Genomic DNA, 18175 nt, shown 5'->3' on the forward strand with positions numbered 1-18175 from the left:
CCGGTTTCCCGCGTCGGACCCATGACAGCGCCCCGCCACCTGCTGCCGATGCTCTTCGCCGTCGGCGCGGGTCTGGCGGCCCTGATCATGGCGCCGCTGCTGCGTCCCGGTCACCTGCTGTACCGGGACGCGGTGTCGACACCGCGTAGCCATGTCACCGACACGACGCTGGGCATCGGAGACGGTGCGCCACGGGCGGTTCCGCAGGACTGGGCGATTGCGCTGCTGTCGGGGGTGATCGATGGCGGCGCGGTGGTCGTCGCGATCACGTTCGCAGCACTGGTGTTCGCCGGCGTCGGGTACGGTCTGCTCGCGCACCGGCTCGTCGGCGCGGCCGGACGAACCGGCGCGGTGGTCGCCGCCGTGGTCGCGATCTGGAATCCCTATGTGGCCGAACGACTCCTACAAGGCCACTGGAGTCTGCTGGTGTCCTACGCGGCGCTCTCCTGGGTGGCCGTCGCGGCGGTGACGATCCTGGGTGGCGACGGTCGATCCGCGGGTCACTCCGGGTTCACGCGCGCCGATCGTGTCCCCGCGCGTGACGCTGCGCGTGCGGATGGTCGGTGGACGCGCGAGAACGGCCGGTGGGTGCCGTGGGCGCAGCTGGTGGCCGCGCTCGGAGTCGCCGGCTTCACGCCGACCGGGTCGGTGCTGTCGGCGCTGCTGATGGTGACCCTGCCGGGTGTCGGCATGATCCTCGCCCGCCGGTGGCTCGCCGTCGTGCTCGTCTGGGTGGCGTGGCTGGTCGCCGCGCTGCCGTGGCTGGTGGCCACAGCGGTCGGGAGTGCCGCCGTCACTTCGGGTTCCGGCGGGTTCACCGTGTTCGGGGTGCGCGCGGAACCCGGGCTGGGAACGGTCGGCACCGTCCTGGGACTCGGCGGGATCTGGAACGCCGACGCCGTACCCGCCAGCCGGACCATCTGGTGGGCGGCGGTGGCGACTGCGTTGCTGTTGGTGGTCGTCGTGACCGGCTCCGTGTGGCTGTGGCGTCATCGGGGCCGGGACACGTGCGCCGTCACGGCACTGGCTGCGCTGGCGGCGGTGACCGCCGTCGCGGTGTCGGTGGCGGCGATCGGGCCTGTCGCGCAGATGCTGTCGGACGCGGCCGCGCAGCTGCCGGGACTGGGCTTGTTCCGCGACACCCAGAAGTTCCTCGCGCTGATGGTGCCGTTCGTCGCGGTCGCCTCGGCGGCCGCGGTGGCCGCCGCGCGGCGGTGGGTTCCGTCGGGATTCGCACTGGCCGCGGCGATCCTGCTGATCGTGGCGCCGCTCCCGGACCTCGCCTGGGGCGTCGGCGGAAAGATCGCACCCATCACTTACCCGCCCGACTGGGCCGCCGTCGCCACCCGGATCTCCGCCGACCATGGTGCCGTTGCGGTCTGGCCGACCGGCACGGTGCGTCAGTACACGTTCGCCGATGTGCCGTCGCTGGATCCGCTGCCACGTATGGTGCGGGCCCCGGTCACCGGTTCCGGGTCACTCGTGGTCGATTCGGCGGTCGTGGACGAGGCGTCCGGACGCGGCGCGGCCGTCGACACGGTGCTGGCCGACGGAGGTTCGGCGCGAGCGCTGGCCGATCTGGGCGTGGGGTGGGTGGTCGTCGAGAACGGCGCGCCTCCCGAAGCACTGGCACGTGAGGCCGAAATGGTGTTCGACGGGGCGGATCTGCTGCTCTACCGGGTGCCCGGCCCGATCGCCGACGTCGACGCATCGACGGCCGCACGTGTGGCGGTGATCGGCACGCACGTCATCTGGGCGATGACGACATCGATCGCCGTGGCTGTCGCGCTCGTCGGCGCACGTCGTCGAACACGTCGATGAATCCGTCCGCCGTCGCCGACCACGAGTACCCGGCGGCCTTGCCCTGCGCGTTACGTCCCAGCCGGACCGACTCATCCGGATCGTCGATGAGCTTGCGTGTGGCACTGATCAATTCGGCGACGCCGTCCACCAGCAGTCCGGTCTCGCCGTCGTCGATCGATTCCGCCAGACCGACCGCGCTTCGGTAGCCGATCGTCGGGACACGGTGTTGCGCCGCCTCCACCACTGCCAGACCCCAACCCTCCTTGCGGGACGGCATGAGGTGGATGTCGGCCTGCGCGAGGAGCTCGTGCTTGCGGGCCTCGTCGACGTGGCCGTGAAAGGTGACGAATTCGTCGACCCCGAGTTGTGTTGCGGTGCTGCGTAGTTCGTCGGACCACCACCCGTCGCCGATGACGTCGAGGTGGATGTCGGGGCGGGCGTGGCGGAGGTCGGCGACCACGGCAAGCGCGTCCTCGACCTGCTTGTGCGGGACGAGGCGGGAGAGGACGCAGAGGCGGGGGTGCGGGTTGGGGTTCGAGCGAGGTCTCGATACGCCACTCACTTCGTTCGCGGCTACTCGACCAGCAGTAAGGGAACCGTTCGCGGCTACTCGACCAGCGGTGGTGGCAGGGGTCGGGATCGGGTCGATGCCGTTGCGGATCACCGAGATCCGTTCGCGGGCGACCCCGAGCGCGACGAGTTCGTCCGCCGACGGCCCGGACACGGTCACGTAGTGGTTGCGGCGGTGGACCCGCGGGGACACACGCGATTCCAGGAACCAGCCGAGTCGGCCGAGTAGACGACCGGCGACCGGCCACTGCTCGCGGTGGCAGTGGTGCACCAGCACGACGGTCGGGGCGTGCGACACCGCGGCGGCGAAGAACGGGATGCCGTTCTGCGTGTCGACGACGACGTCCGGCATCGTCGACAACCGGCCCCGCCCCCATCGGCCGGCGACGATCGTCGCGAGTGCTCGAGGGTAGACCGACAACCGTCCGCCGGCCCGGAGGATGCGGATGCCGTCACGCTCCTCCTCTGCCCGTGCGCCGTCGTGGCCCGCGGTGAGGAGGGTGACCCGCATGCCGCGATCGACGAGTTCGGCGCCCACCCGTTCCAGGTAGCGCTCGCTGCCGCCGCCTTGCGGGTGCGTGGTGTCGCGCCAGCAGAGCAGCAGGACGTGGGTCGGTTCGGACATTGCGACCAGAGTAGGCGATCAGGACGCACAAAAGCCCTCGAGGTCGTACGCGGCATCCCCTCCACACCACGTCCGACCTGAGGGCCTTTGCTGAGCTACGGCTGAGAACTCCGTTGCGGCTACACTGTAGCCGATACCCGTGCAGGCGTCTACAACGGTAGTTGAGGAAACTCGGTCGAGCCACTCGTACTCCGACGTAGACGCCGCTCCACCTGCAAGGACGATCCCCGCCATGTCGGATTCACCCCGCGGGCGGCCACCGCTACCGCTCGACGAGATCTTCACCGAAGCTCTCGCGCTGATGGCGGACGGCGGGCTGGAGACCCTCGGCATGCGAGCGCTGGCCCGCCGGCTCGGCTCGTCCACCTCGACGCTCTACCGCCAGTTCCCGGGCGGGAAGGACGAGCTGTGCAACCGGCTCGCCGAGCACGTGCTGGCCGACATCCTCGGCGCGATCGCCGCGGCAGATCTCGGCGACCAGTGGGACGTCGTCGTCGAACGGTCCGCGATCATCACCTTCGACGTGTTGCGCTACCACCCCCATTCCGCGGCGCTGTTCGCCGGGCAGGTGCGGTTCGGTCGGGCGGGTCTGCTGCGCTACGAGCATTCGCTCCGCCTGCTCATGGACGCGGGGCTCTCACCCGCCGCCGCTGCGGCGGCCGACCACGCGCTGGCCCGGCTGATCGTCGGGTATGCGCTGCAGTCGGCTGTCGACACCGCCGACAGCCGGGCCACCGTGATCGAGCACTACCGGGAACTCGATGACGCCGAGTTCCCCTATGTGGCGACCGTCGTGCCGGCCCTCCCCAAGGATCTGCGCACCGAGTTCGAGTTCGCGCTGCACACCTTCATGGCGGGACTGCGCAGTTTCGTCGCGGACGGGCCCGGCGATGCCGCCCTCCGGCAGGAGCGCGGCCACCCGTGACCCGCCCTGCCTTCGCCCGGCATGCGACTCTCGCCCGGGCCGCCCGCCTGCTCAACGACTTCCGCTACGAACAGTCCGATCCGGCCCGGTTCTACGGCGCCATCGCCGACGACACCGCCGTGATGGTGCGCGACTGGCATTCGGCACCCCTCGACGACGCGGTCGTGCTCGACGTCGGCGGTGGCCCCGGCTACTTCGCCGACGCCTTCGACGGTCTCGGCGCGCACTACATCTCCGTCGAACCCGACCCGAGCGAGATGCACGCCGGCGGCCTCGAGCACCGCGCCGGTGTCCGCGGCTCCGGCCAGCAGTTGCCGTTCGCGGATGCGTCGATGGACGTCACGTTCTCGTCCAACGTCGTCGAACACACCTCGCGCCCATGGCAGATGGCCGACGAGATGCTGCGCGTGACCCGGCCCGGCGGCACCGTCATCATCAGCTACACCCTGTGGTGGGGGCCGTTCGGTGGGCACGAGATGGGGCTCACGCATTACCTCGGCGGCCATCGCGCTGCGCGTCTCTACACGCGCAGGCATGGTCACCCGCCGAAGAATCTGTTCGGCACGTCGTTGTTCCCGGTGACCGCGAGAGATGGTTTGCGGTGGGCGGATTCGGTCACCGACGCCGACGTCGTCGCGGCCTTCCCCCGGTACCTGCCGTCCCGCCTGTGGTGGATCATGCGCGTGCCCGGCCTGCGTGAGGTGTTCGGGACGAACCTGGTCCTCGTGTTGCGGAGGCGGTGAATCAGGCGGGCTGCCCGATCGACCCGTCTGCTGGACCGGTCAGTGCGCGCTCCCGGTCTCGACGAGGAGCACCCCGCCGACGATGAGGACGATGCCGAAGCTCATCACCACGGTCAACGGTTCCCGGAAGATGACCTTGCCCAGGACGGCGATGAGGGCGACGCCGACGGCCGACCAGATCCCGTACGCGACGCCGAGCGGCATACCGTTCGCGAGGGCCCCGGACAGCAGCACGAACGACACCACGTAACCGATCGCGACGACGATGTACCACCGCCGCGAACCGCTCACCGCCGCTCGCAGACTCATCGTCGCGGACACCTCACTGAGGATCGCGAAGGTCAGGAAGATCCAGGCGGTCATCGCACGACCTCGACTTCTGCCGCGGATCTCGCCTGGGCGCGTTGGGATCCGAACTCAACCAGCAGAACGCCGGCCATGATCAGCACCAGACCGGCCACCATCACGGCGGTGAGCGGCTCGTCGAAGACGAGGAAACTGAAGACGGCTGTCAGCGCCACACCGAGCGCACCCCAGATGCCATAGGCGACACCGATTCCCATCCCGGCACGCAGCGCGGCCGCGATCAACACGAACGCGGTGACGTACCCGACCGCGACGACCACGTACCAGGCGGGATTGTCGAGGGCAGCCTTCAAGGAGAGCGACCCCGCCACCTCACACACGATCGCGGCCACCAACAGTGCCCAGCGTCTCATTCGGATCCTCCGAGCAGGTCGTCGACAACCCCGCGGACCAGTTCCCGGTCCGCGGCGTCAGGGTCGAGAACATCGGTCGCGCTCGCCACCCACACCCCGTCCGCCAGCAGCCGAACAGCCAGCAACCGGCCCCGCATGCCGCTCGGGACGTCCGCAGGAATCGCCACCAATGGGGCAATCCGCTCTTCCCACCGTGCCGAGAGGGTGGCTCGCAGACGCGGATCGGCCAGCATGACCACGTCGGATTCGTCGAAATCCGCGGTCAGGGAGAACTCCGCGTATGCGCGAATGCGTTCCACGGCCGAGACCTCCGCGGCCGGCGCTCCCGCCGCAGCCGACAGTTCCCGCTCCCACCGATCGATCACATGGTCGACGAGCGCGACCATCAGGGCCTCTTTGGTCCGGAAGTGATACATCAGGCCCGGTTTGGTCAGCCCGGCGCGTTGGGCAGCACTCTCCAGCGAGATGCTCTGACCCTCACGCAGCAGGTCGAGCGCGCCGGAGAGTATTCGGGTGCGGGATTCGGACGACACCCGCCGAACTTTACCATCCGGAAGGTTGGTATCGCCCGGCACTCAAGCGATGGTCAGTTCAGCGTCGCCGCGCACCGCAGCGGTCCGCCGCGGCTCGTCGACGACGCCAGCAGATCCCCGCCGCGCAGGATGTTGCAGGTCACCGGTCCGCGGAGCACGATCGCGGTGATCTCCGCCGACGACCCGGCCACGGTCGCGGCCTGCGTCCACGGCGTACCCGCCGCGGCCACCACCACCGAACTGCCCTGGTTGAGGTACCGGATGCCGACGACATCGCCGTTGCCCGTGAGCTGATAGGTCACCTGCCCCGGCGGCTCGGGCGGAGGTGTCGTGGTGGTTTCCTCGGGTGTCGTCGTGGTGGTGGTCGTCGTGGTGGTCGACTCGTCGGAGGTCGTGGCGGTGGTCGACGACGACGCACCGCCGGCCGCGGTGCCGCCTGAGTCGTCGGTGCCGCCACGCGCGATCAGCACCCCGACGAGCGCCACCACGACCAGTGCGCCGAGCACCGCCAGCGCGAGGCCCACCGTGCGTCCGGTGTTCTTCGACGGCGGCTGCTCCGGCGGCATCGGCCCGCCGTACCCGGGACCGTAGGACGACGCCTCGGTGTAGGCCTGCGGGGCGTCGTACGGCCCGGGATAGGCGGCCGTCTGCGGCGGGGGTTGATTCGGTGGAGGCTGATTCGGCGGGGGCTGCTGCGGCCCGCGCTGACCCGGGATCTCGTCGGTGGGCCCGTAGGCGGCGGTGTCGTCACCGCCGTCATAGGCCGTCTCGTCGGAGGGCTCGAAACGCCGCGTCTCCGGACTCTCGCGGTTGGGGTCCCAGGGTTCGTCGGGGGGTCGAGTCATGCGACCGATTGTGTCACTGCGGTCGACTCAGGCCTCGGCGATGGCCTCCAACGGCCTGGTGCGTGCCGCCCGGACCGCCGGCCAGAGGGCGGCCAGCACCCCGACCACGGCCGACGCGATCAGCGTGATCAGGATCAGATCCCAGGGCAGGACCGGGGCCCCGAGCCCCCACTTCGCCAGCGTGCGCACCAACGCGACCCCGATGACGGTGCCCAGGATCACCCCGAGCAACGCACCGAAGATGGCGATCAGCACCGATTCCAGATAGATGCTGCGACGTACCTGCGACCGCAGCATGCCGACGGCCCGCAACATGCCGATCTCCCGTTTGCGCTCCACCACCGACAACGCGAGGGTGTTGACGATCCCCAGGACCGCGATCAGCAGCGCCAGGCCGAGCATCGCGTAGAGCGTCGCCAGCATCTGGTCGATCTGGCTCGACACCGCGCTCTTGAACTCGGTGCGGTCCTGGATCTGGACCGTGAGGTAGGACGCGGTGGCGTCCTCCAGGTTGGTGCGCAACTCATCCGGCGACACCCCCGCGGCGGGCGCCACGAAGATCATCGCGCTCATCTGCGCCGACGCCGGGACCAGGCGGTCGTAGACCTCCGGACCCACCATCCACGGCTGCAGTGCCTCGTTGTCGGCGTAGACGCCGGCGACGGTGACCGGCACCTCTTCGCCGGTCGGTCCGGTGAAGGTGACGACGTCGCCACGGTTCCAGCCCCGCTCCTGGCTGGTGCGCTCACTGACGAACATGCCGTCGGCGGGCAGCTGATCAGAGGCGCCGTCGCGCATGTCCAGGACCGCGACGTCGGCGGGTTGTCCACCGACCGCCCCGTACCCGAAGACGCCCTGTCCGTCGACGGTCGCCTGGATCATGCCGAAACTCAGCGACGTCCCGACCCCGTCGACGTCGGCGACCACATCGGCGACCGCCTCCGGGATCGGCATCTGATTGCTGCCGACGACGATGAACTCGGCGGTCATGCCGGTGTCCACCGCGTCGTCGATGGTGCCCTTGAACGAGGTACCGAGCGTGCCGATCACCGCGACCAGCATCAGGCCCAGGGTGAGTGCGAACGCGGTGGCCGCGGTCCGCCGCGGATTGCGGGTCGCATTGGTGCGGGCGAGGCGGCCGATCCGACCGAACGGTGCACCGATCACCGTCCCCAGGGCGCCGACGACCGGCCGGGACAGCGCCGGTCCGGCCAGGATCACGGCGGCGATGGCGCCGGCGGCGCCGGCACCGACCGCGACGGCCGGCCCGACACCTTCGCCCATCGCACCGATGATGATGGCGGCCAGTGCGATCACGCCGACGATGAGCCCGATGAGGGTGCGTGTCCGCAGCGGGGCCGATCCTTCGGCCATTCCGGCCCGCATGGCCTCCACGGGTGGGACGCGTGCCGCCCGGACCGCCGGGACCCACGCGCTGACCATCGTCACCACGACGCCGACGAACAGCGCGGCCGCCACCGCGGGCACCCCGATCTGCAGTGGCGCCTCGGGCAGTCCCGATGCCGCGGTGAACGCCTGCAGCAGCGCGGCCAGGCCGATGCCGATGGCCAGGCCGACGGCCCCGCCGATCACGCCGACCACGAACGCCTCGAACAGCACCGACCGCGAGACCTGCGGCCGGCTCGCGCCCACCGCACGCAGCAGGGCCAGCTCCCGGTTCCGCTGCGCGACGATCATCGAAAAGGTGTTGTAGATGATGAACGTGCCGACGATGAGTCCGATCGCGGCGAACGCCAACAGGATCGTGGTGAAGATGGTCAGGAACTCGTTGACCTGGTCCTTCTGGTCCTGGCGGACCTGATCGCCGGTGCGCACGTCGTAGGTGTCCGGCGGGAGGGTGGCCGCCACCCGCTCCTGCAGCTGTTCGGGGGTGACGCCCTGCACCGCGGACATGTCGAGGGTCGCGGCGTGTTCCCCGTCGGAGAACAGGGTGCGGGCGGTCGCCTCGTCGAACTGGACGTTCACGTAGCCGCCGGTGGAGCCGGGCAGGTCGAGCAGGCCGACGACGGTGACCTCTCGCGGCGCGGCGGATCCCTGCCCCACGACGAGCTGGGTTCGTGAGCCGACCTCGAGGCCGGCGTCCTCGGCGGCCGACGTGTTGATCGCCACCTCACCGGCGTTGGTCGGCCCGCGACCACCGGGGAGGATCTTGCTGGTGTCCGGCGACAGCGCTTCGTCCGGCGGCAGATAGGCGGTGCCGACGCTCGGCGCGCCGCCGGTCTGCAGTGCCTTGCCCTCCGAGTTGGCGATGGTGACCGACCCGGAGTAGTCCGCGACGATCCGGTCGATCCCTAGCTGCTGCTTCTGCGCGTTCAGGTCGTCCATCACCGAGAGCGGCACGCCGGGTGACTGATTGCTGTCCGGCGTGATCTGCACAGCGACGCCGGGCGCGGCCGAGTCGAAGATGTCGTTGAACGCCTTGGAGACGGTGGAGGTGAACACGATCGAGCCGGCGACGAACGAGGTGCCGAGCACGATCGAGAAGACGGTGAGGAAGAGCCGCAGCTTGTGTGCGCGCAGGTTCCGCAGGGACACCCGGCGCATCACCGACGACGAGGCCATGATCTCAGTGCACCTCGTACGGGTGGGACTCGGTGGCGGCGTGCTTCGGCCCGGTGGTGTCATCACCGGAGGCAGCCGTCCCGGCATCGGCGGGGGCGGCGTCAGTGGGAGCACCGTCGAGGTTCTTCATCACCTCGAACACGTCGTCGGCGGACGGGCGGGCGAGCTGCCGCACGATCTGCCCGTCGGCGAGGAAGACGACACGGTCGGCGTAGGACGCGGCGCGGGGATCGTGCGTGACGATCACGACGGTCTGCCCGAACTCGTCGGTGGCCGCACGCAGGATCTCCAGGACCTCACCGGAGGACCGTGAATCGAGGTTGCCGGTCGGTTCGTCGCCGAAGATGATCTCCGGTTTCCCGACGAGGGCGCGGGCACACGCCACCCGCTGCTGCTGCCCGCCGGAAAGCTCACTGGGCAGATGATCGAGGCGGTCGGCGATGCCGAGCCGGTCGATCACGGTGTCGAACCACTCCTTGTCGATGTCGCGGCCGGCGATGTCGACGGGCAGGGTGATGTTCTCGGCGGCCGTGAGGGTGGGCACGAGGTTGAACGACTGGAACACGAAACCGATGCGGTCGCGCCGCAACTCGGTCATCGCCTTGTCCGACAGGCCGGTGAGGTCGACGTCACCGATGTGCACACGACCGTCGGTGGCCACGTCGAGCCCGGCGAGGCAGTGCATCAGCGTCGACTTCCCCGAGCCCGAGGGCCCCATGATGGCGGTGAACTCGCCGGCGGCGAACTCGATGCTGACGCCGCGCAGGGCCTCGACGACGGTGTCACCCGTGCCGTAGACCTTGGTCAGATCTGCCGCTCCGGCGGCGACGGTCCGGGTGTCGAGGGCTGAACCCTCCGTATGAGCCGATGTCATGGCATCAACGGTGCCATGACTTCGGGACGGATGGCCATCGGGAATATCCCTGAGACCACCCCGAGGTGTGCCCGCGGGTCATTCGGCCGACGGACCGGGACCCGGCTCACCGCTTGGGCAGGTGCACCTCGAGGCCGTGGACCCGGGTCGGACCGGCGAACATGTCATTGGTCACCACGTACAGCACCCGAGCCCGGTAGGCGTGCGAGCTGCGTTCCGGAAGCCAGTTGCCCCAAGCCAATCCCGACATGTTGCCGGCGGCGAGACGCGGCAGCGGTGCGGTCGAGAAGATCTGCTTCTTACGCATCGGGGTCTCGCGGCCGGACAGTTTCTGCTTGCCGCCGACCGGCGTGGCCCCGCTGGTGGTGGTCCAGTAGATGCGGGCGGCCCGGCCGCCGCCGCGTTCGAGGACCAGATAGTCGGTGTTGTTCACCGCGATGACGTCGGCGGCGACATTGCCGCGGTCGGTGCGGTAGACGTGCTCCGACGTTCCGCGGCCCGCCCAGGTGATCAGCCGCGCCGAGGTCGGCCGGTCCTGCTTGAGGCCGCCCGCGGTGATCGCGCTGATGCGGTCGCCCGGGGCGACGGCCACGCCGGTGAGCCCGCGCTGGCCGTTCAGGCCGCTCTTGGGGGTGACCCGGTAGGCCGCCGGGAGCGGCAGATCCCGGACATGATTGCCGATGGGGCCGGTCAGCCGGACGAACTGGTGATTGCCGCCCCCGGCGACCACGAATCCGTCACCGACGCGGCGGATGCCCTCGAACTGCGCCCCGCCCGGCAGGATCGGGAGATTGTTCGGCCCGAAGACGGTGCCGGCGCCGGTGATCCGGCCGCCTGCCGTGAATCCCTCACTCGACAGGAACGGGATGTGGGCGTTGTACGTCCGCGCCGGACCGAAGCGCCCGACGTCGGTGGAGATCAGCACGTACGTACCGTTTCCGGTGCGGTCGAGCCCAGAGATCCCGCCAAACGTGGGTACCGCACCGACGATCGTGGAATCCCGGTACAGCGCAACGACGTCGGATGGGGCGGCCGCGGCCACACCGGTTGACATCGTCGAAACAGCTACGGCACACGCAGACACGAGCGCCGCCCCCCACAGGCGAATTCTCATGGTCGGCACCCTACCGCATGGTTGCCAACGCAACCCGCCACACGGAGGCCGACCCCTTTCGCGCCGACAGAACCCAAAAAATCGCCGAGAGAACCCAGATTTACGCCGAGTGAACCCAGCCCGGAGACGGGCTGGGTTCTCTCGGCGATTTTTTGGGTTCTGTCGGCCTCCGTCGCTTGCGCTGGGAGGTGAGCTTACGTCAGGACAATCGCTGCTTCAGCTGATCCAGCTCATCTTGCAGCGAGCTCGGCAGCTTGTCGCCGACGAACTCGAAGAGCTCCTCGATCAGCGGGATCTCCTGGCGCCACTCGTCGGCGTTCACCGCAAGCGCGGCCGCGACGTCCTCGGCGGGCAGGTCGTCGAGACCCGCCATGTCGATTTCTTCTGGCTTGGCGACGATGCCGACCGGGGTGGAGACACCTTCGTTCTTGCCCTCGATGCGACCGACGATCCACTCCAGCACGCGGCTGTTCTCGCCGAAGCCGGGCCACAGGAAGCGGCCGTCGTCGCCGCGGCGGAACCAGTTGACGTAGAAGACCTTCGGCAGCTTCTGGGCGTCGGCGTTCTTGCCGAGATCCAGCCAGTGGGCGAAGTAGTCGCCGACGTGGTAGCCGAGGAACGGCAGCATCGCCATCGGGTCGCGGCGCACGGTGCCGACCTTGCCCTCGGCCGCGGCGGTCTGCTCGGAACCGACGGTGGCGCCCATGAACACGCCGTGCTGCCAGTCGCGGGCCTCGGTCACCAACGGGACGGTGGTCTTGCGGCGGCCACCGAACAGGATCGCCGAGATCGGCACGCCCTGCGGGTCATCCCACTCCTTGGCCAGCGACGGGCACTGGTCGAGCGGGGTGCAGTAGCGCGAGTTCGGGTGGGCGGCCTTGTGATCGGAGTCGGGCGTCCAGTCGTTGCCGAGCCAGTCGGTGAGGTGAGCCGGCTTCTCGCCGCCGATGCCCTCCCACCAGATGTCTCCGTCGTCGGTGAGTGCGACGTTGGTGTACAGGGTGTTGCCCGCCTCGATGGTCTTCATCGCGTTGGGATTCGAGTCGTCGCTGGTACCCGGTGCGACACCGAAGAAGCCGAACTCGGGGTTGATCGCGTACAGACGACCGTCGTCGCCGAAACGCATCCAGGCGATGTCGTCGCCGACGGTCTCGGCCTCCCAGCCGGGAATGGTCGGCTGGATCATCGCGAGGTTGGTCTTGCCGCAGGCACTCGGGAACGCGGCCGCGACGTAGTAGACCTTCTTCTCCGGGCTGGTCAGCTTCAGGATCAGCATGTGCTCGGCGAGCCAGCCCTCGTCGTGGGCGAGGACCGACGCGATGCGCAGCGCGTAGCACTTCTTGCCGAGCAGCGCGTTGCCGCCGTAACCGGAACCGAACGACCAGATCTCCCGGTCTTCGGGGAAGTGCGAGATGTACTTCTCGGAGTTGCACGGCCACGGGACATCGGCCTGGCCGGGCTCGAGCGGGGCGCCGACGGAGTGCAGCGCCTTCACGAAGAATCCGTCCTCGCCGAGGAGTTCGAGGACCTGGGGACCGACGCGGGTCATGATCTTCATGGACAGGACGACGTACTCGGAGTCGGTGATCTCGACGCCCAGCTTGGGGTCGTCGGAGCCGAGCGGGCCCATGCAGAAGGGGATGACGAACATGGTGCGCCCGCGCATGCATCCGCGGTACAGCCCGTTCATGGTGGCGCGCATCTCGGCCGGATCGACCCAGTTGTTGGTGGGGCCGGCGTCTTCGGCGGTCTTCGAGCAGATGTAGGTCCGGGATTCGACGCGCGCGACATCGGCGGGGTCGGACTGGGCGAGGAAGGAGTTGGGCTTCTTCTCTTCGTTCAGCTTGATCAGGGTGCCGGCGTCGACCAGCTGCTGGGTGAGGCGATCCCATTCCGCATCACTGCCGTCGGACCACACGACCCGTTCCGGCTGTGTCAGCTCCGCGATCTCGGCGACCCACGCCAGCAGTCCGGCGTGTTTCGTCGGGGCGGTGTTGGGGTCCAGGCCGGGAATGGTGGCTGAGGTCATGAGCAGTTCTCCTCCGAGGTGACGGCGCGATGCAGAGCCGTCGCGATGTCGTCGTCACCACAGGATACGTTCACCGAGCGCCCGCTAGGTACCGGGGTGATCCAGATGGGGTGAATCCCACATCACGACATCTGTCGTTGGCGGATGCGAACGCCCGACCCCGATCAGCCGAGCCGGCCGGTGTCGGTGGACTTCCACGTGCCGCTGGCCGGATCCAGGACGCGGGAGGAGAACACGCCCTCGGTGTCGACGTCGGTGATCTTGTCGACCTGGCCGTCGCGGTCGGTGTCGGTGTAGACGGTGATGCCGCCGTCTCCGGTCCTGGTCAGCGAATCACGGATGCCGTCGTCGTCGGTGTCGACATCGGCCGGCCCGAGATCCCAGATACGCCCGTCAGCGTGAATCCACAGGTGGTCGTCGGGCGACGTCGAGTCGTCGGCGAGGTCGAAGACCGCGCCCGCCTCGTGCCGACCCGCGACCGCACCGTCGGTGTCGATCGACACCCGGTCGCCGGATGGATCGTCCCCGAGCGCGTCTCCCCCCAGGAATGACATGTCCATCACGCTCTCCTCTCCCATGTCGCCGTTTCGCCATGTCGCCGTTTCGCCATGTCGCCGTTTCGCCAGGTCGCCGACTCTGCCGCACGCCACCTTGATGGTAGGACGCGCCGGGGCGCCGATCGGTTCCACCGAATTGCTCAACGACTGCCCGAACCGGTTGCGGCATCCGACCGCAGCAGCTCGCTTCGGGCGGCGCGCAGCCGCGCGAGGCGCTCGCGGTCGGCGTGTGCGGTCGCACCCGCTCGCTGCGCGCGCACTTGTTCGTCGATCGCCACGATCTCGGCAGCCGCCTGACGCGCACGCCGTTCGTGGAACCGGCTGATCTGGCTGATCAGGGCCGGTTCAGCTGCGGCGACGCGCGCCCCGACCCGATGCTCGAGACGACCGCGGGTCTCGTTCAGGACCTCGCTGCCCCAGTTCCGCAGGTCGACGCGCACGGTGGCGGTCCGGCGCACCCGGATGACCAGCGCCGCGACGAGGACGCCCAGGACGAGGGTGAGCGGCATGCTCACCCACTGCAGGGTCTGGACCGATGCCATCGGGGCGACGATCAGCCTCCCGATGCCGAGCCCGGTGGACGCACCGATCAGGACCAGCAGCGCATCCTCGCCACTGCGCCGTCGTGACGGGACGGGCCGTTCGAATGGCGGGCCGGTGATGTCGTCGGCGCGGGCCGGTCCCGGTTCCGCCGGCGACGCGTCGATGCCGAGCAGGGCGGACGCGCGGACCTCGTCGAGGCGTTCGTCGGTGGCGGCATCCACCCGGTCGCGCAGCATGACGGTCTCGTCGGTGAGCCATCGAACGAAGTCTCCCCCGGTCCTGGCGGTGAGCTGGGACGACTGGGTGGTGGCCTCGGCGGCCAGCGCGCGGGTGCCGACTGCGACGCCGGCGTACGACTCGCTGCGGACGCGGGCGAGGCCGGCGCGGGCGGCTGCGAGGCGGTCCGCGCGACCGCGGTCGCGGGTGTCGGCGAGGGCCCGTCGGCGGCGCACCAGTTCGTCGGTGTCGACGCCACGATCGTCGGCGGTGGCGATCAGCGCGTCCTCGGCCCGACCGAGCGCCGCGAGGGCAGCGCCGAGACGAGCACGTTCACGACGCACCGCGGGCGGGGCGTGCAGCTCGTCGTCGACCCACTCCAGCAGTCCGGGAATGCCGGAATCCGCGGTCGCGTCGTCGAGGGCGATCACCGACGACACCGCGAACACCGGCACCTCCGCACGCGGGTCGAGCGTCGCGCGATGCGCGCGGAGGATGCGTGGCCAGTCCCAGAACGCGTCGATCTTGGTGCAGACGAGTGCGACGACGCCGAACCGCACGCGCAGGTCGTCGAGCAGCGCCCGTTCCTCGGCTCCCACCGACGACGTCGGGTCGACCACCAGCAAGGCAACCCCGACGGCACTGTCGTCGGGGTGGTCGACGCTGCGCCCGACGTCGACCGCGACACCGGCATCGACCCGGCGGCACGCCGACACCAGGCTGCGGACCCCGGTCCCGCCGATCCCGAATACCGCGACGTCGGTGCCCGGCCCGACCATCGTTTCGGGATCGAATCCGGTCAGGGCGGCCACCTCGGCTCGCACGTCACCGGCGGACGCGGTCGTCGTCATCACGCCACCTCCGTCGCGGGCCGGTGCGCCTGTTGCAGGAGGTGTTCCACCGCGTCGCGATCACGGCCGCGGGCGGCGACGATCTCCAGGCGGGCGCGGAGCTCGACCAACCGCCACTGTCGGACGGGCTCCATACAGCCTCGGATGACCGGGATCAGGTCATCGAATCCGCTGCGAGCCCACAGCGCCCCATTTATCTCGGCGGGGTCATAGTCGGTGCCGGCGTCGGGCTCGCGGGCCAACAGGTCGAGCGCGATTCCGATACCGGCCCGATCGAGACCACGCAGAAGCGAGGCGCGCGTCGACCGTTCGTCGTCGGCGCCGACTGCCAGAAAGCCACCCGACATCACGGGTACGGACTCGCCGGTTGCCGACATCCGCCGCAGGAGGGTCAGTTCGGCCTCGGTGACGTCGGCGCACGCCAGCAGCGCCGACACCGGGTGGACCGGGCGGCCGATCCCCTCGGCGCACTCGGCGGCGACCGCGTCGGCCACCTGCCGGTCGCGGTGGGTGTCGGATTTGCCGAGCAGTACCAGTGTCCGGTCGGTGGGCAGGGTGTCGAGGACATCGCGATCGGCGTGCCGAGCCGGGCCGGTGAGGACGTGAACCCACAGGTCGGCGTCGTCGTCGGACGCGCCGTCGCGCGCGGCCGACACCGCCAGTCGCGCACCAAGCGCCCGTACACAGGTGTCGCGTCCGCTGCCGGGACGCCCGGACACCCGCACGTGCAGGGGCCGGGTGTAGCGGCGGGCGGCCGCGTCGAGGTCGGCCCGCACGGGCGACGCGACGTCGACGACCTCGGCCAGGCGCCCGGACTCCGCGAGGCGCGCCAGCGCGCTGTCCTGCGCGGTCGTCTCGTCGTGCGGCATGCCTGGAAATGTAGCGTCCGGGCGGCCCGATGTCGTGCGCGTGATCACAGGTGGGACCGGCGCCGGGAGCGAAGCGAGCGGGCCGCATGTCACGGCGCCGGGAGCGAAGCGAGCGGGCCGCATGTCACGGCGCCGGGAGCGGTGCCGACTGTCCTGAAACCCACCTGATGCGCAACGATGGTCGGGTGAGCGAAAGCGTCGACCAGTCACGGCTGTATCCGCGGGTGACCAGTTTCCGGTTCCGTCGCGGCACCCTGACGACGGGGCAGCAGCGCAACTGGGAGGAATTGTGGCCGCGGCTGGGCCGCGATCTCGCCATCGGAACCGACCGCATCCCCGAAGAACCCCTGGACCTTCCGACGCTGTTCGGGCGCACCGCACCCGCCGTCCTGGAGATCGGCAGCGGCACCGGGATCTCGACCGCGGCGATGGCGACCGCGGAACCCGACGTCGATGTCCTCGCGGTGGAGGTCTACAAGCCGGGCCTCGCGCAGCTGCTCGGGCTCGTCGACCGAGGTGGTCTGACCAATGTCCGGATGGTGCGCGGGGACGCCGTGGTGGTCCTGACCGAGTTGCTCCGACCGGAGTCGCTGACCGGGATCCGGGTGTTCTTCCCGGATCCGTGGCCGAAATCACGCCACCACAAACGCCGCCTCATCCAGAGCGGGACGTTGGAGCTGATGGCCGACCGGCTCAAGCCCGGCGGGGTCCTGCACATCGCGACCGACCATGCGGGGTATGCGGAATGGATCGCCGAGCATCTCGCCACCCAGCACCGCGACCGCCCGCACGTCGTCCAGGCGACCACCGGCGCCCCCATCCTGCTCGCCCGTCCCACCACCAAATTCGAGGGACGCGCCGAACGAGAGGGCCGCGCGGTGAACGAGTTCGTATATGTTCGGCCCCAACCGTCCCCTTCTCGACCGACCGAAAGCGGCGGAGCATGAGCGACGACGTCATCGCAGACGGGGCAGCCGAATCCGCGCCGCCGAACCGGTTCGCCGACACCGTCTCCGGGCAGAGCGGCACGCCCCGGGTCCTGCTGGTGTGGGACGCCCCGAACATGGACATGGGGCTCGGCGCGATCCTCGGTGGGCGGCCCACGGCGGCCCACCGTCCCCGGTTCGACGCCCTCGGACGCTGGTTGCTGTCACGCACCGCCGACATCTCGGCGGCGGGCGGGCCGGCGACCGTCGAGCCCGAGGCGACCGTGTTCACCAACATCGTGCCGGGCAGCGCCGACGTCGTCCGGCCGTGGGTGGACGCCCTCCGCAACGTCGGATATGCCGTCTTCGCGAAGCCGAAACTGGCCGACGACAGTGATGTGGACAGCGACATGCTCGACCACATCGCACTTCGCAGGCACACTGTGGGACTAGCTGGCCTCATCGTGGCCTCGGCCGACGGCCAGGCGTTCCGGGAGCCGCTGCTCGAAGTGGCGGCCGACGGGATCCCGGTCACCGTGATCGGGTTCCGCGAACACGTCAGCTGGGCACTGAGCACCGAGGAGTTGGAGTTCGTCGACCTGGAGGACATCCCGGCGGTGTTCCGGGAGCCATTGCCGCGAATCGGTCTCGACTCGCTGCCCGACGATGGGGCGTGGCTCACACCGTTCCGGCCACTGCAGGCACTGCTGCACTGATCAGGGCCGGAGAGGCCCGGTCGGACTCAGGGATCCCTCAGGACCGCTTGTAAGAATCCCGCTAGTCACCACCCCCACGACCGTCCGGCCGACCGGGACACCACCGGCCAAGACCCCGCCGGCAAGGACAGGGC

Annotated in this window: 17 protein-coding genes; 5 read left to right on the plus strand and 12 right to left on the minus strand. The window is 69.7% G+C overall.

The annotated features are described in order from the left end of the window. Window positions 1–21: 21 nt before the first annotated feature. Window positions 22–1821, plus strand: a complete 1800-nt coding sequence (locus VZC37_RS06525; protein ID WP_330431581.1) for an MmpA family trehalose lipid delivery protein — start codon at window positions 22–24, stop codon at window positions 1819–1821. Here the strand turns inward: VZC37_RS06525 and VZC37_RS06530 are convergent. Next, window positions 1748–2998, minus strand: coding sequence for a glycosyltransferase family 4 protein (locus tag VZC37_RS06530; protein WP_330431582.1), 1251 nt, complete (start codon window positions 2996–2998; stop codon window positions 1748–1750). The two genes, VZC37_RS06525 and VZC37_RS06530, sit on opposite strands and share 74 nt — an antisense overlap. Window positions 2999–3230: 232 nt before the next feature. Between VZC37_RS06530 and VZC37_RS06535 the strand changes: the two genes are divergently transcribed. After that, window positions 3231–3923: a TetR/AcrR family transcriptional regulator gene (locus VZC37_RS06535; RefSeq protein ID WP_330431583.1), complete on the plus strand. Its 693-nt coding sequence runs from the start codon at window positions 3231–3233 to the stop codon at window positions 3921–3923. Further along, a complete protein-coding gene (locus VZC37_RS06540) occupies window positions 3920–4666 on the plus strand; it encodes a class I SAM-dependent methyltransferase (protein ID WP_330431584.1) in 747 nt (248 codons plus the stop codon). The genes VZC37_RS06535 and VZC37_RS06540 overlap by 4 nt, the downstream gene beginning before the upstream one ends. A 39-nt stretch (window positions 4667–4705) precedes the next feature. On the opposite strand, the gene VZC37_RS06545 is transcribed toward VZC37_RS06540, so the two are convergent. The 11 genes from VZC37_RS06545 to VZC37_RS06595 form a co-directional block, all read right to left on the minus strand. Continuing rightward, complete coding sequence (locus tag VZC37_RS06545; protein ID WP_330431585.1) at window positions 4706–5029, minus strand: DMT family transporter; 324 nt, start codon at window positions 5027–5029, stop codon at window positions 4706–4708. Continuing rightward, the gene (locus tag VZC37_RS06550; protein WP_330431586.1) at window positions 5026–5385 is read right to left on the minus strand and encodes a DMT family transporter; all 360 of its coding nucleotides are present in this window, start codon (window positions 5383–5385) and stop codon (window positions 5026–5028) included. The genes VZC37_RS06545 and VZC37_RS06550 overlap by 4 nt, the downstream gene beginning before the upstream one ends. Beyond that, window positions 5382–5918 carry a TetR/AcrR family transcriptional regulator gene (locus VZC37_RS06555; protein WP_330431587.1) on the minus strand — a complete coding sequence of 179 codons (537 nt, stop codon included), beginning with the start codon at window positions 5916–5918 and terminating at the stop codon, window positions 5382–5384. The genes VZC37_RS06550 and VZC37_RS06555 overlap by 4 nt, the downstream gene beginning before the upstream one ends. A gap of 53 nt (window positions 5919–5971) precedes the next feature. Then, complete coding sequence (locus VZC37_RS06560; protein WP_330431588.1) at window positions 5972–6763, minus strand: hypothetical protein; 792 nt, start codon at window positions 6761–6763, stop codon at window positions 5972–5974. Window positions 6764–6790: 27 nt separating this feature from the next. Further along, window positions 6791–9346 carry an ABC transporter permease gene (locus VZC37_RS06565; RefSeq protein ID WP_330431589.1) on the minus strand — a complete coding sequence of 852 codons (2556 nt, stop codon included), beginning with the start codon at window positions 9344–9346 and terminating at the stop codon, window positions 6791–6793. Window positions 9347–9350: 4 nt separating this feature from the next. Beyond that, window positions 9351–10220: an ABC transporter ATP-binding protein gene (locus tag VZC37_RS06570; RefSeq protein WP_330431590.1), complete on the minus strand. Its 870-nt coding sequence runs from the start codon at window positions 10218–10220 to the stop codon at window positions 9351–9353. Between the two features lie 106 nt (window positions 10221–10326). Next, window positions 10327–11334: an esterase-like activity of phytase family protein gene (locus VZC37_RS06575; protein ID WP_330431591.1), complete on the minus strand. Its 1008-nt coding sequence runs from the start codon at window positions 11332–11334 to the stop codon at window positions 10327–10329. A gap of 199 nt (window positions 11335–11533) precedes the next feature. Further along, window positions 11534–13363 carry a phosphoenolpyruvate carboxykinase (GTP) gene (locus VZC37_RS06580; RefSeq protein ID WP_330431592.1) on the minus strand — a complete coding sequence of 610 codons (1830 nt, stop codon included), beginning with the start codon at window positions 13361–13363 and terminating at the stop codon, window positions 11534–11536. 164 nt (window positions 13364–13527) lie between these two features. Next, window positions 13528–13923, minus strand: a complete 396-nt coding sequence (locus tag VZC37_RS06585) for a DUF6802 family protein (RefSeq protein ID WP_330431593.1) — start codon at window positions 13921–13923, stop codon at window positions 13528–13530. A gap of 137 nt (window positions 13924–14060) precedes the next feature. Continuing rightward, entirely contained in the window at window positions 14061–15530 is a 1470-nt protein-coding gene (locus tag VZC37_RS06590; RefSeq protein ID WP_330431594.1) for a hypothetical protein, read from the minus strand. After that, window positions 15530–16399: a hypothetical protein gene (locus VZC37_RS06595; RefSeq protein WP_330431595.1), complete on the minus strand. Its 870-nt coding sequence runs from the start codon at window positions 16397–16399 to the stop codon at window positions 15530–15532. Before VZC37_RS06595 ends, VZC37_RS06590 begins: the two co-directional genes overlap by 1 nt. 167 nt (window positions 16400–16566) lie before the next feature. On the opposite strand from VZC37_RS06595, the gene trmB reads away from it, so the two are divergent. Then, window positions 16567–17346, plus strand: a complete 780-nt coding sequence (gene trmB, locus VZC37_RS06600) for a tRNA (guanosine(46)-N7)-methyltransferase TrmB (RefSeq protein WP_330431596.1) — start codon at window positions 16567–16569, stop codon at window positions 17344–17346. Further along, window positions 17343–18041, plus strand: a complete 699-nt coding sequence (locus VZC37_RS06605) for an NYN domain-containing protein (RefSeq protein WP_330431597.1) — start codon at window positions 17343–17345, stop codon at window positions 18039–18041. The genes trmB and VZC37_RS06605 overlap by 4 nt, the downstream gene beginning before the upstream one ends. Window positions 18042–18175: the final 134 nt, after the last annotated feature.

The organism is Gordonia sesuvii (genome assembly GCF_036350415.1).
Lineage (GTDB): Bacteria > Actinomycetota > Actinomycetes > Mycobacteriales > Mycobacteriaceae > Gordonia > Gordonia sesuvii.